Genomic DNA, 13,055 nt, shown 5'->3' with positions numbered 1-13,055 from the left:
TGATGCCCTGGAGCGACTACATGCGCAGTTGTTTTGAATAACAAAAAAGGACCAGCTTTAGCTGGTCCTTTTTCTATTGTCAAGTACACTGTTTTGTGAGGCGCTTACGCGGATAGAAATCGCAAACCGCAAAGTACCATTTTGTTACTTTGCGGCGCAAGACGCTCGAACTTGATCATAGTGGTCTGGGTCAAAACGACCCAGACCAGTTCAGTGTCATAAAGGATTGTGTATATAGCGCGTTTTGGGGATTTCGCTATGTACGTGCGTACGGAATTGGTACATGTACATAGCAATAGAAGGTGAACAGTTCGGAGTTCCGATAAATCAACGATAAAATCTGTCCGTTGATTCTTTCACATCCAGCTCAAACTTCTATTGTGCAAGATCAAGTGGTCAAAATGACCACTTGGTTACAAGGCTTGGGATCAATGCAGATGCACTTCCGAAAAGGTTATCCGATAAAAAGACCGTGGACATTTTGTCCACCCTAGTTCAGAGCCTTAAAGTTTTCGGGGCTTTTCAGTGGCACTGGACAAAATGTCCAGTGCCATCAAAACCAAGTTGTCACGGTGACAACTTGGGAGGACCTGTGTGGTGCTGGTCAAATTGACCGGCACCACTTTAGTGTCATAAAGAATCACGTATATAGTGCGTTTTGGGGATTTCGCTGTGTACGTATGTACAGGTTCTGTACGCACGTACACAGCAAAAAGGCGAAATCCTCTCATATACAGGATTTTGGCTGTTCCCATGCTGGGAACAGCCAAGTTAACTGCTCGATTCGGAATGAAAGCAAAGGCGTCGGTGATTCACCGCCCCCTCGCTGGCAGGGTAAGGGTGTCGTGAAGCACGACTCCTGGAACAATATTTCATCTGCTTGTGACCAAATTGGTCACAGCCAATTCAAGGGAGTAACAAACGGTTACACCCTCTGGAGCCTTTCGCCGAATGGGTCTGTACCGACCTTGTACATACGTACATAGCGAAAAGGCCAGGTTCCCCCATATACAGAATTACCGGTCCCAAGATGGGGGAGCGGGCTCAGGCCGGACCAGGGCTTCAATTCCCAGATAGCCCCACACGCGGCGGCCTGCCGAGTTGAGGATGTTGTTGGTGTGCTCCAGGTTGTACTTTTTCAGATTGGCAATCACAGCGTCGCTGAAGCTCCGGGCTTTCAGGGCTACCAGGTTGTTCTCCTCACACCACATCTTATAAATGATATAAAGGTCCTTGGAACTAATGCAGGCATCCGCCTTGAGCCGGATATAGTCCTCGGCCTCCATGAAGTCGAAGAAGTTGTTGTTGTCCCGTTTGACCAGCTCCCGGTTCTGCCGGGCTCGGTCGCTCTCGGTGAACTTGAAGCCATTCCGGACCAGGCGCTGCAACCCCTCAAAGGCCCAGAGGAAAATTCCTTCGGCCTCAGCGGCCATCTTCTCGGCAATATCCGGGTCGTCCACCCGGTCAGCAGGCTTGTCCTTGGTGGTCAGGATCAGTTGCCGCCGGTAAAAGCCGTCGCTTCGGTCATACAGGGCTTGCAAGTCTCCGTTACTGAAGGCCAGCAGCCGGGCATACATCCAGCCCTGGTAGCTCTGCTTGCCTTTCCGTTCCAGGTCCATCTGGCCCTGGGCCGTGACAATGGACTTAACGTAGTTGGTCTGCCGCAGGGCTTCCATCCGCATATCGTCGTCCACGCAGAGCAGGATGTGTTCCAGGTCGGCCCGGGCGAAGCGATTTTCGGAGATTTTGCCGATGCTGCCGTCCTTCATGTTGGTGCCGAACAGCTTGGACAATACCACGCCGATCTGGGATTTACCCTCGCCGCCCCGGCCCTTGATGACCATCATCCGCTGGCCCTTGTTGCTGGGAATGAGGCAGTAACCTATAAACTCCTGGACGGTTGGGATATCCTCAGGGTAGAGCAGGTCGGACAGGAACTGCAGCCAGTGGGTGGGCTGAGCAGCTTTAGGGTTATATTTGACCGGCAGCCGGTTGCGGACTACTTCCGGCTTACCTTCCTGAAAGCTGCCATTCAGATTCAGGGTGCCATTGGCCAGGTGGATGCAGTCAGTGACTGGAGGGAAGTCATCTACCTGGGCGGAGAGTTTCAGCAGGTCCAAAATGCAGCCCACCTTGCGGGCTACGTTGTTGCTGGCGTAGTCTCTCAGTTCTGCATAAATGGTACTCCGCAGAGGCATCTCATCCGTCACCCGGCCATCCTCGGTAAAGAAAAAGCCGTTGCAGAACACAAGTTGGTGGGTGAGGATGAAGGACTCACAGAAAACCGACTCATTGATCCGGAAGCCTTCTTCCAGCCAAACCGGGTCTTTGGAGCTGGGCCAGTAGTTGTTTTTCTTCATGCAGCCTCCTTTCGATCCAGGGTATTGAGACGGGCTTCCACCATCGGCAGCAGCTGGCCATCCAGCAGGCGCCTGGCGGCGGCTGCCTTCTTGGAAGCCGGCCCGAAGGTCACACAATCAATGAGGACATCCACGAAAGCCAGCATGTGGAGAGCTTCCACGAAGCGATCGTCCAGCGGCTCCTCCGTGGAGAGGGGAGCGAACTCTGTGCGCCACCGAATCAACAGGTCACGGTAGTCGTGGAGGACCCGGAGACAGTAGAAGATTTCCTCTTGCTGGGTGTCTGAAGAGGCAGCGGCTGGCTTGGGCAGAGCGATTGCACCGGATGGAGGCTTGTCCGGGCTGAGTCCGAAGTCCTGTGCCAGTTTCCGGGCAGCTTGGAAACTGCTGAGGTCAAACAGGCGGGCAGTGAGGTCAATGACATCACCAGTGGCTCCGCAGCCGAAGCAGTAATAATAGGTGTCGTTCAGCTTCATGCTGGGGGTATGGTCCTCGTGGAAAGGACAGCGGGTCATCCAGGTGGACGTAACGGGCAGGCCGTACAGGGCTGCGGCCTGCTTGACTGTGACAGATTCCTTGACCAGTTTAAAAAGATTCATTTGCACCTCGCAATCTATTGGTGGTGTTGGCAGATGTATCTTGAACCACAGTACATCTGCCCGGTTGGGTTTCCTCCTTTCAGAAGTAATCTCTGCCGGTCTCCCTCATCGCTTCTGACAGGCAACCGCTCATTTCTGAGGGCGCTGTGCCATCCCTTTCGGGCGCTCTCTCCGGGTGGAGGTCGTCGCGGTTTTGGCGGTGAGGACGGTCATTCACTTATCTGTGAAGGCTATTATAGCAGGAAAATTATGATTTCCTGATTTTTCCATAAATTAAAATAAAGGCGCTCTGACAGCCGTTTTCCACGATTATGGACGAAACGGATATGTGTTCAAAACATCGAGGAATTCGATCTTTCGACCCCATTCGACAGGTCGAATATGGTAAAATAAAAAATAATGGAGGTGAAGCAATGCAGACGAAACTGACAACGGGAGAACGACTCACCGATCTGAGGCGGGAACATAACCTGACTCTGGAGCAGGTATCTGAGCAGACCGGGATTGTAAAGTCAACTCTCAGCAACTACGAAAACGACAAAAAGCCGGATATCAACCTGGGGGCATTGGAGAAACTGGCGGCGCTCTACGGCGTAGGCGTGGATTATCTGCTGGGTTTGACTGAAAATAAAAAACACTCAAAGATAGGTCTTGCAGACCTGCATCTGAGTGATGACGCAGTGGATGTATTGAGTAGTGGAAAGATCAACAACCGGCTCCTGTCGGAATTGATTACCCACCCTGAGTTTGCCCGGCTGATGGCAGATATGGAGATTTATGTGGATGGCATCGTGTCCATGCAGATCCGAAACATGAACAGCTTGCTGGAATCTGCCCGAGCCGCTATTCTGGAGAAGTACCACCCCAAAGAGGACAACACCCTATTGACCTTAAAGGCTGCCCAAATTGATGAGGATGAATACTTTGCCCGCGTGGTCAGCGACGATGTGGAGCGCATCCTAAAGGAATTGAAACAGGATCACAGCAAGGACCAGGGGAGTGTTGCCGCAGACGCCGCCGCCCCATCTCTCAAAGAGTACATTGAAAGCATTTCTGAAACGGAAGGCAGCGATTTCCAGAAATGGATTATGATTTTCTGTAAGCAGATTCATCTGCCTTACAATAAATTGACCGACACCGAAAAGCGCTGGCTGATTCAAATCAGCCGAAAATCGAACCTCCTGAAAAGCGGGACCAGTCAGAGGGGAAAGCATCCAAGAAAATAATAGGGTAGTACTTGACATAAGAGAATCCGCTGCGGCGGGGCTTTATATACCTTTGTTCCGCAGACGGCAAAAGGCTGACAGCCTGTGCTTTTAGGCACAAACTGTCAGCCTTTCTTTGTCACCTATGCTGCCCCGCAGGGGCACCTTGTGCGCTAGGAAAGCAGGGTGGACCTCCACTCAGCCGCCGTCTGCTGCACAAAGGTATAACACACTAGACTTTGGTTCCAAAGTCGTGTGCCACGAAACCCCGGCGCGGTTTCTTTGGATTCTTCCGGCATGATGGGATATCCCGTGTGATTCCGATTTTCAGTCCCCGCCCGAGAACCATCATGCATTCAGGATTGCCTGTGCCGTGGGATCATTGGCATCCAGCACAACCACCCGGCGGTTTTTCACTGCCTCCGACTCCACAAAGTTCCCCTTGCTGTCCCGGTCCTGCCCCCGGGGGAAGGGGTCCGCCGCATAGCCCAGACCAACCGTCAGCAGCTGATCTGCCGGCACGCCATAGGCGCTGACCAGCAGATTCTTGACCGCCTCCGCCCGCTGGCTGGACAGCCGGACACAGGACTCCTGTTCACCGTCGGTGGCAGTGGTTCCCGCCAACAGAATGGGGTGGTCGGGATGGGCCAGGATGACCTCTGCCACCGGCGCCAGCGCTGCCTTGGCGGCCTCCTCATCCACGAAGATTGCCTTGTTGGACACAAACATGATCTGGGTTTCGTCCAGGGAGAAGGGCTCCTCAAACACCAGATCCTCCACCGTCTCGGGCTCCCGCTGGATTTCGGCGGCGGTATCCGACTGGGTGATATGGGAGGAAACCCGGAAAATCAAAGTTCCCTTGTTGCCCGCCTGCTGCTCGACGGCCACATAATAAGTGGTCTGGGGGGAAAGCTGCACCTGCCGGACCGTGACCGAGCCGTCGTCGTTGGTGCCCGACTCCCACACCTGATCACCCAGCTCATTGTACAGGCTAAAGCCGATGGTGCGGTAATACTGCCCCGCCGGGGCCAGCAGGATTTCATAGCCGGTGCCGCTGCCGGTGGTAAAGGCAAACCATTTGCGGGAACCATTGATCTTTGCCCGTACCATCTGTTCCAGCTGGAACGCCGCAGCCCCGCCCTGGGCAGACCCGCCCTCCAGATCCAGAACTCCTGTGCTCTGGGACTGGGCGGCAGAGCCGGCTTTACCTTCCGAGGGAATGCCCGAGGATGCGCTGCCTGTCTCAGACATGGGAGACAAGCGGAAGGTCAGGGTGCCTTCGCTGCCCTCTGACTGGACGGCTGTCACAAAGTAAGGGGTATTGGGTGAAAGCTTCACCTGACGGACGGTGATCGTGCCGTCCCCATTGGTGCCCGACTCCCACACCAGTTCGCCCAGCCGGTTATAAATGCCGAAGCCAATGGTTCGATAGTACTGTCCCCCCGGAGCCAGCCAGACCTCATAGTCGGTGCCGCTGCCAGTGGTGAAGGCAAACCACCGCCGGGAACCGTTCACCTCCACCTGGACTTTCTTGCCCAGCGGAAAGGTTATGGCTTCCACCTGGGCCGGGCCGCCCTTCAGGGCCACCGTATCCGCCGGCAGGGCTGAGGTGTTCTCAGAAGCTGCCGAAGCGTTCTCCTCCTCCGCCTCGGAAGAGGCCGCATTCTCTTCCTCCGAAGAAGCCGCGCTGGAGGCAGGCTGGCTCTCAGGCTGGCTTTCGGCCTCCGAAACAGCCGAAGAAGCCGAGGCCGCCGAGCTGCTGGCAGCAGCTGATTGTGCCGTCTCCCCTTTGCCGCAGGCGGCCAGCGGCAAAACAAGGGCGGCAGCCAGACACCATGCAAGAATCTTTTTCACTTTATATTCCTCCTTTGTACCCGGTTTGGCGTTTTTTCTATACTAACATAACTACGCCTGCTGAACAACCACGGCTGCTCGGGCAGACTTCACAAAAAAGTTCATCATTTTGCATAGAAGCACTTTGCTTGCCTGGGCCGAAGGACTAGGCGGCCTCAAGCCGGCAGTGATTGATCCAGAGATACTCGCCTTTTTCCAGCGTAATGGGGGTTGCTTCCTTTACATAGGTGCCGTTATGAGTCTTGTCATACCGGCTGGAATAGAAAATCGTATATTCTCCATAGACGCCCAAACGTTCCAGGCTGTTGGGAGAAAGGATGTACGCTCCTTCCGGAATATCATAGCCTACCATCAGTACCGCATCGCCGTCTTCCGGGACGCTGATGACCAGCTCTGCCGGCCATTCTCCCATGGGGATCGCGATGGCCGATTCCAGCCGTAAAAATTCCCCGGTACAGGCAGTGACCACCGTGTTATGGGTAAAAACCTCGCTCATGAGGATGCTGTCATCCTCCATTTTCTCATCGGTGGCCAGTCGCATGGTGCCCATCATCCCCAGGGCCAGGACCATATACTCTCCTTCCGGCATATCCTGCCCGATCCGGTAAAAACCTTCTTGATAGCAGGTGGCATCGATGTCATATTTTTCTTTGCCGTTGATGGGTGCAGCCGGTTCCATGGGTTTCTCATCCGCAGCGCTGGCTGCCTCACTCTGGGAAGCCGGCTCTGTTTCAATCTTTTCTTTGGAGCCGCAGCCGGCCATCAGGGAAACCGTGAGCAGCAGACAGAGCAGCACAGATAAAGTTTTTTTCATGGTCTTTCTCCTTCCATTTCAATTCAGGATATGAACGTCCCGGGTGGACGGCTGGCCCACCGGCATGGAGGCATCACTGGGCCAATAGGTTTCTTCCGGGTCGATGCTGAAGGTCAAATGCTGGCCGTCGAAGGATTCCAGCCCTTCAGCAAGAGAAACATCAATCAGACGGACTTCCCCGCTTCGTGCCCAGGAGGCAGGGGACGGATCTCCCGTCTCCAGCTCCATCACTTGCGGCGTATCCAGCACAATGAGCTGGAAGGTCTGGGTGGTGTCGGTCCAGGGTGCGTTGGGGTCCGGGCAGCCCTGGAGGTTGACCACCTCCTGATAGCTGTAGCTGTCCACCGTCCCTGTAAAAACAATCCGGTTCCCATCCTCCGGAAGCGACGGCGCCGCAGCGCCGGGCTGCGAAGCGGCTGACTGGGAGGAACTGGTTTCTGTTTTGTTTTCTCCGCCGGAAGTTCCGTCAAAATCGGGCCAGCGGTCCAGCGGAGCGGTGTCGCTTCCATCGTGCCACTGGATTTCCACAAAGGAGAATTCCTCGGGGATCGTATTGGCAAAGCTCCCACCCCAGGCAGTAATAGTGACCAGGTGCTCCCCTTCCAGGGTAATCCGGTCAATGACGGTGGCCCCGGTGCCGCCGCTGACCGAGATGGTGCGCAGCCCCCGTCCATCCGCCATCTGACCCAAGCCGCCCCGATAACCGCCGATCTCTGCCACCCCTTCGGTCAGGCTCTCAGGCGGTTCCAGGACAGTTCCGCTTTCCGGGTCATACTGGAATACCCGAATGAACCACAGATATTCTTCGGTTTCCTGGGAGAGCAGCAAGGTGGGCACCGGGTCTTCCGGCTCCAGCTGCACCAGGGCGTACTGGTAGCGCCCGGTGGGAGTTACAGAATCCTGGGTATAGGTGTAGCTGTCCGCCTGAGAGAGAATCTTTTTGTATGCTTCCAGCGCCTGTTCCACCAGGTCTTTTGCTGCCTCGGAAGCCAACGGGGCTGAATCTGCCACAGCGGCCTGAACGATGGAAGATGCCCCAGCCATCGAAGCAGGCTGCGGCGCTTCCCCCAGAGCCAAATGGACGAGCCCATATGCTCCCAGGCCAACGCCAGCGGCGGCGGCCAGCGCGATAACCACCAGTTTGGCCGCTCCCAAACTGCCAAAGGCCCTGGCCCCCAAACCGGCTTTGGCTGCTGCACCGCTCCCGGCCGTTTTGGCCCCAGTGGTACCGGCTGCTGCGGTGTGGGCCGCCGCAGCAGCTGCCCCGGCAGTGGTTTTTGCCAGGATCTGGCGGAGCAAATCCTTATTGGGAAGGACGTTTCCCTCCCCCTGGCAGCGCAGCAGCCAGAGCAGGAAGGGAATCGGAGCGAGACCATAGAGCTTGGTACCCTTCTTCTCCAACGCCAGGACCTTTGTCTCGATCTTTCGCCGGCCGTAAAAAAGCCGGCTTTTGACGGCGCTCTCTGAGAGACCCATCGTCAAAGCAATCTGTTTGACGGACAGCTCCTCATAATAAAACATCTCGATGACCACTCTTTGGTCTTCCGGCAGGCCGTCCAGAATTTCCCGGATCAGACGGGCGGTTTCCTCCCGGTCCAAAACCTTCTCCGGCCAGCTCCCATCATTGGCGTCCATGATCTGCTCTTCCGCCGGGCTTTCCCATTCGGTTTCCTTTTCGCCCCTCAGATCCGTAAAGAAAGCCGGATGTTTCTTTTTCAGCCAGTCTTTCGCTGTATTTCGGGCGATCTGCTGCATCCAGGGTAGAAATTTTTCCCCGCCTTCAAACTGGTTCAGATGCTTGAATGCTTTGATGTAGCTGTCCTGCAGCAGATCCAGAGTCTCCTGCTCATCCTTGACCATAACCTGAATCGTGCAATAGACTCTGCTGTAGGTCATTTCGTACAGCTGTTCCATGGCTTGTTGATCGCCGCTCTTTGCCCTTAAAACCAACTCCGGGATATTTTGATCGGATTGACCCATTTTTCCTGTTGCCTCCTTTTGCGGATTGAAAGCCTCGTTAGCCGTTCAAACGATTCCATTCAGTTCGTTCCTCCTATCTATAGAACGACCAGGCACGCAGGCAGGTTGTAACAATTTCAAAAATTATTATTTTGCATAATATGGTTGCCTTTTTGTGCAATTATAACAAATTTCAATCTGTAACGCAATCCAATTCATTGAAATCATACTTTAGAAAAGGGCAATCGCCTTGTTCGATGCATGGCTCATTCATTCGCCTCCTTTAAATCAAAAATTTCATTTATAATCGTCGCTTTTTAGCACCTCCGCCCCATCTGGATTGTGCTTTTCCTTTCTTATTTTTGTTACAACTACTTGGCCATCAAGTGGTTATTGACATGAGGGCTCTCTTGCAAAATTAAACAAACTCTAATATTGAGTTGAAAATAATTCGGTATATGGTATAATAGGCATGGAAGGAGGCGATTGCGTTGAAAGAAGTCGGCAAACGGCTGCGTACACTGCGGGAGAGCCTGTCCCTGTCCCAGGCAAAGCTGGCGGAGCTTTTAGGGATCACCCAGTCCAGCCTCAACCGATACGAAAACGGTCAGTCAACCCCAACGGTAGAAGTGTTCCGCAAGTATGCAGACTTTTTCGATGTCTCGATGGATTACATCTTTGCCCGCTGTGAGAAACCGCAGGGAAAGCTGTACCACTATCAGCCGAAGGTGTGGAAAAATGGCGCCGAAATGGAGCAATTCGTGGAGATGTGCTTTGACCCCAAGTCGCCTTATTACAACCGCATGAAAGAATCCGTGTTGCAGATGTTTTCGGAAAATGCTGACCAGTAAGGGGGTGGCGATGTGAATGCTGTAATCTATGCCCGCTACTCCTCTGACAATCAGCGCGAGGAAAGCATCGACGGACAAATCCGGGAATGCATGGAATATTGCAGCCGGAATGGGATGACCGTCATAAAGGAATATATTGACCGCGCCCTTTCAGCCAAGACGGATCAACGCCCTGATTTCCAGCGGATGATTAAGGACAGCGCCAAAGGTCTGTTTGACGTAGTTGTGGTCTGGAAGCTGGACCGTTTTGCCCGCAACCGCTATGACAGCGCCCATTATAAAGCTGTCCTGAAAAAGAATGGCGTGCGGGTGATTTCGGCAAAAGAAAACATTGCCGATGGCCCGGAGGGCATCATCCTGGAGTCCATGCTGGAAGGCATGGCAGAATATTATTCCGCGGAATTGTCTGTAAAGGTCATCCGTGGCCATACCGAAAATGCCCTCAAGTGCAAATATAATGGCGGCACACCCACGTTTGGGTTTATCATTGATGCCAATAAGCAATACCAGCCCGACCCGGTCAGAGCACCCATTGTGCTGGATATTTTCAAGATGTACGACACCGGCTCCACCATGAAAGAGATCGTGGATCATCTGAATGGTCTGGGGGTTACAACGGTGCGGGGCAAAGTGGTAGACCTGAATTTTATCTCGGGGATTCTCCACAACCGGAAGTATATCGGTGAATACAAGTACCGCGATATCGTGGTGCCGGACGGTATTCCGGCTCTAGTTCCAACGGATTTGTTTGAGCGGGTGCAGAGCCAGATGCAGAAAAACAAAAAGGCCCCGGCCCGTCATAAGGCCGAGGATGACTACCTGCTGACCACCAAGCTGTTTTGCGGTTCCTGCAAGGCGATGATGGTGGGCGAGTCCGGTAGAAGCTCCAGCAAAGGAAGGGTATACCACTATTACCGCTGCGTCAACAGCAAAAAGAAGAAGATCTGTACAGCCAAGCACAGGAGCATCCGGAAGGAGCCTTTGGAGCAGGCCGTGGTGGATTCCGTTATGCGGAACATCATGGACGATGCCTTTGTGGAGTATTTTACCGATCAGGCTCTGGCTTTGCAGGGGCAGGAGAGCAGTGAGCTTCCCGCCCTGCGCCGCCAGCTGGCAGATACCGAAAAGGCAATTGACAATCTGCTGAACGCCATCCAGGCTGGTGCTTTCAATGCCTCTGTCAAGCGTCGGCTGGATGAGATGGAGGAAACCAAGGAAAAGCTGGAGCTGAGTATCGTGAAGGAAGAAATCAGGAAGCCTCAGTTCACCAGAGAGCAGATTCAGTTCTATATTCTCCAGTTCCGCAAAGTGGACATCAACACCCTGGAGGGCCGGAGGCGGCTGATTGACAGCTTTGTCAACAGCGTGGTGGTGTATGATGACTCCATTCTGGTGACCTTCAACTACAAGGAAGGGGCGGAACGGATCACCTTTGACCAGATTGAACGTTCGGATTTATCGTCTCTCGGTCGACCACAAGCCTCTGAAATCGCTTGATTTCAGGGGCTTTTTTGTTTTGCAGTTGTGTTTAAAGCGTTTAGGTAGAAATCTATGCCGTGAGATGATTGTAAGTACATTTTATTGGACAAATAATGGGGTACAATCATAGAATAATTTCAAAATGGAGGTGGTATGATGGGATCGTTGTTTATCATCGGGAATGGTTTTGACATGGCGCATGGCATCCCGACATCATACAGTAAGTTTCGTTCGTTTGTAATTGATAAGTACCCGGAGGCTCTGAAACGCAGCGACGAGGTGGTGCATTTAGAGGACCTTAAAGCCATCAAGCCAGATGCATTTGCAGCGGAAATTCTGCTCAGTGCAATGGACAAAGCGGCTGGTGTAAATTGGTCAAACTTCGAAGAAGCACTGGCTGATATCAATTTTGATGTCAAGCTGCCGGCGGCAAACCATAAAGAGGATGAAACTTTTGAAGAAGATTGCCGGCTGATGCAAAAGTATATGGTCTATATGGATGTGCTTACAAACAAGTTTACAAATTGCACGAAAATATGGCAAGAGTTTTTTCGCTTATGGATTAAAAGCATTGAAGTGCAAATTGAAGATGGGGAATTTGCTCCCAAAGACAGTCTGAAAACTTTGTTTTCGCAGCCGGAAGTAAAATTCCTTACTTTTAACTATACAAAAACGCTGCAGGAGTTATATGGAATAAAAAAAGTGATCCATATACATAACCGAGTGGGACAAAAACTTATTTTTGGCCATGGAGAGAAAGATGCAGTATATGGAAGAAACAGTGACAAGGCGCCGAATGGTTCGTTCGTGAGTTCTTCCTCGTTGAATGAAATGGTTATGTCCTTTCGAAAAGATACGGAAAAGCCGATGAAAAAATACAGAGATTTTTTCGAGAAGCTGGACGGTACCATAGATAAGGTTTACTCGTACGGTTTTAGCTATGGGAAGGTGGACAGTGTCTATATAAAGAAAATTATTGAAAAAATTTCTCCCGATGCAGTATGGTATTTTACTTCCTTTGAAGCGCAGAATTCCAAAGAGTTGGGGGTAAAGAAAGTTAAATTGCGCAGATACGGATTTAAAGGGACGTTTGATGTTTATGATGGGTCATAAAAGAATAGCTGGCTCTGTGCGCTGACCCAAGAAAACTTTATGGATGCCTGCATAACCCCCGCCCGTCCGGCCCAAGCTGGGAGGAGAAAGGGAGGGAGTTTTCCATGCACATACCAAAGCATATCGGGATCATTCCGGACGGCAACCGCCGCTGGGCCCAGGGGGCGGGGATGCCCAAACAGGACGGCTACACCCACGGTCTGGCGCCGGGGGTGGAGGTGCTGCATCTGGCCCGGCAGGCCGGGGTGAAGGAGATTACCTATTACGGCTTCACCACCGACAACTGCCGCCGCCCGGCGGAACAGGTGGCGGCCTTTTCCAGGGCCTGCGTGGAGGCGATGGAACGGATTGCCGCCGAGCCGGTGTCCCTGCTGGTGGCAGGGGACGACCGGGCCGCAGCCTTTCCCGAGCCGCTGCGGCAGTACCGCACCCGCACCGACCTGAACGGCGGGGGTATCCGGGTGAACTTTCTGGTGAACTACGGCTGGGAGTGGGATCTGGCCGACCTGGACCGGCCCGGGTCCAGCCGCCGGAAAATCACCGAAAGCCTCCGCAGCCGGGATATCTCCCGGGTGGATCTGGTGATCCGCTGGGGCGGCATGCGGCGTCTGTCGGGATTTTTGCCGGTGCAGGCGGTGTATGCGGACTTTTATGTGGTGGACCGGCTGTGGCCCGACTTCCAGCCCGAGGACTTCGCCGCTGCGCTGGCGTGGTATCAGAAGCAGGATGTGACCAGAGGCGGGTGAAGCGGGGGGAGGCCCCGCTCACCGGACACGGCCCGGCGCAAAGAAAAACAACAAAAAAACCGCCGTGCCCGGCCG

At 53.5% G+C, this 13,055-nt stretch carries 10 protein-coding genes; 5 read left to right on the top strand and 5 right to left on the bottom strand.

Translation table 11 applies throughout. The features are described 5' to 3' along the window. Positions 1-1,016: 1,016 nt before the first annotated feature. Both B5F27_RS11475 and B5F27_RS11470 read right to left on the bottom strand, forming a co-directional pair. Complete coding sequence (locus B5F27_RS11475; RefSeq protein WP_087367803.1) at positions 1,017-2,360, bottom strand: phage/plasmid primase, P4 family; 1,344 nt, start codon at positions 2,358-2,360, stop codon at positions 1,017-1,019. Beyond that, positions 2,357-2,959, bottom strand: a complete 603-nt coding sequence (locus B5F27_RS11470) for a CHC2 zinc finger domain-containing protein (protein ID WP_087367800.1) — start codon at positions 2,957-2,959, stop codon at positions 2,357-2,359. The genes B5F27_RS11475 and B5F27_RS11470 overlap by 4 nt, the downstream gene beginning before the upstream one ends. 413 nt (positions 2,960-3,372) lie before the next feature. Between B5F27_RS11470 and B5F27_RS11465 the strand changes: the two genes are divergently transcribed. Further along, complete coding sequence (locus B5F27_RS11465; protein ID WP_158098238.1) at positions 3,373-4,185, top strand: helix-turn-helix transcriptional regulator; 813 nt, start codon at positions 3,373-3,375, stop codon at positions 4,183-4,185. 327 nt (positions 4,186-4,512) lie between these two features. Here B5F27_RS11465 and B5F27_RS11460 read toward each other — a convergent pair whose 3' ends face one another. The 3 genes from B5F27_RS11460 to B5F27_RS11450 all read right to left on the bottom strand — a co-directional run bounded on the left by B5F27_RS11460 (position 4,513) and on the right by B5F27_RS11450 (position 8,812). Further along, entirely contained in the window at positions 4,513-6,018 is a 1,506-nt protein-coding gene (locus tag B5F27_RS11460) for an OmpA family protein (protein ID WP_087367795.1), read from the bottom strand. 145 nt (positions 6,019-6,163) lie between these two features. Then, entirely contained in the window at positions 6,164-6,832 is a 669-nt protein-coding gene (locus B5F27_RS11455) for a hypothetical protein (protein ID WP_087367792.1), read from the bottom strand. Between the two features lie 18 nt (positions 6,833-6,850). Next, complete coding sequence (locus tag B5F27_RS11450) at positions 6,851-8,812, bottom strand: RNA polymerase sigma factor (protein ID WP_087367788.1); 1,962 nt, start codon at positions 8,810-8,812, stop codon at positions 6,851-6,853. A gap of 470 nt (positions 8,813-9,282) precedes the next feature. On the opposite strand from B5F27_RS11450, the gene B5F27_RS11445 reads away from it, so the two are divergent. The 4 genes from B5F27_RS11445 (at position 9,283) to uppS (ending at position 12,980) form a co-directional block, all read left to right on the top strand. Continuing rightward, the gene (locus B5F27_RS11445; protein WP_087367785.1) at positions 9,283-9,642 is read left to right on the top strand and encodes a helix-turn-helix transcriptional regulator; all 360 of its coding nucleotides are present in this window, start codon (positions 9,283-9,285) and stop codon (positions 9,640-9,642) included. Between the two features lie 12 nt (positions 9,643-9,654). Then, entirely contained in the window at positions 9,655-11,139 is a 1,485-nt protein-coding gene (locus B5F27_RS11440; protein WP_087367782.1) for a recombinase family protein, read from the top strand. A 135-nt stretch (positions 11,140-11,274) separates the two neighbouring features. Next, positions 11,275-12,234 carry a bacteriophage abortive infection AbiH family protein gene (locus B5F27_RS11435; protein WP_087367778.1) on the top strand — a complete coding sequence of 320 codons (960 nt, stop codon included), beginning with the start codon at positions 11,275-11,277 and terminating at the stop codon, positions 12,232-12,234. A 104-nt stretch (positions 12,235-12,338) separates the two neighbouring features. Further along, positions 12,339-12,980: a polyprenyl diphosphate synthase gene (uppS, locus tag B5F27_RS11430; protein ID WP_087367775.1), complete on the top strand. Its 642-nt coding sequence runs from the start codon at positions 12,339-12,341 to the stop codon at positions 12,978-12,980. The last annotated feature ends 75 nt before the right edge of the window (positions 12,981-13,055 follow it).

The organism is Faecalibacterium sp. An192 (genome assembly GCF_002160175.1).
GTDB lineage: Bacteria > Bacillota > Clostridia > Oscillospirales > Ruminococcaceae > Faecalibacterium.
This window is presented reverse-complemented; position numbering and strand designations above follow the sequence as displayed.